The sequence below is a fragment of the Corynebacterium sp. HMSC034B08 genome (assembly GCF_001835805.1).
Classification (GTDB): domain Bacteria; phylum Actinomycetota; class Actinomycetes; order Mycobacteriales; family Mycobacteriaceae; genus Corynebacterium; species Corynebacterium coyleae.
In genome coordinates this window covers 1-651 of sequence record NZ_KV825945.1, presented here as the reverse complement: position 1 = coordinate 651, position 651 = coordinate 1, and the positions used below count along the sequence as shown (strand labels likewise).

1 protein-coding gene and 1 pseudogene are annotated in these 651 nt (G+C 60.7%); both read right to left on the bottom strand.

Annotated features, from left to right (window positions below):
* The coding region (locus HMPREF2656_RS04735; RefSeq protein ID WP_141761014.1) for a recombinase family protein at window positions 1–259 on the bottom strand (259 nt) is incomplete at its 3' end.
* Window positions 260–651, bottom strand: a pseudogene (locus HMPREF2656_RS04730) (recombinase family protein); the annotation flags it as partial. It lies immediately after the preceding gene.

The window sequence follows — 651 nt, the reverse complement described above, 5'->3', positions numbered from 1 at the left end:
TCTGCTGGAACCCAGCGCGGTGTTTGGTTGAGGTGCCTGTGATGCCTTCATCGGTATAGACCTTCACGAACTGCCAGCCCGCGTGATCGCTAATGTAGCGGGTGTAGTAGTCGACCTGGGCTTCGTAGGACGTCACCTGATCGTCGTGGTCGGTGGACACGCGGGCATACCCGGCGACCCTGCGCAGAGTCGTTTGTCCAAGTGGAGCACCAGTGTGGAGCGCTCGGGTGGCGGGGATTGCTGTGACGGTGCGGGCCATTTAGCGTTCGCCTCGCTCGGCGCGCAGGCGCTCAGCCTCTGCCTTGGCCACGGCCCGGTACTTCACCAATGCTTCTGGTGGTGTTGGTGCTTGCCGTGGGTTGTCCAACCCGAGCCTTTTGGCTTCGGCCCAGCGGGCACGCACGAGTTCGCCCCAGGCGGCTTTTCTTGCTGGGGTCCACGAGCTCTTCTTCAGGTTTGGTCGCCACGTGTGCGAGCTGCTGGTGCCATCGGTGTAATGAAACGTGTAATGGTCTTTTCCCTGCACTTCGATGTGGTCGATACGCTCGTTGAACACCTCTTGGTCGAAGGTATCGATACCCAGGACTCGCGCGATGAAGCCTTTGAGTGCCGTGTCAGAGATCTCGCAGGTGTCGCATCCGGTTTTGCGGC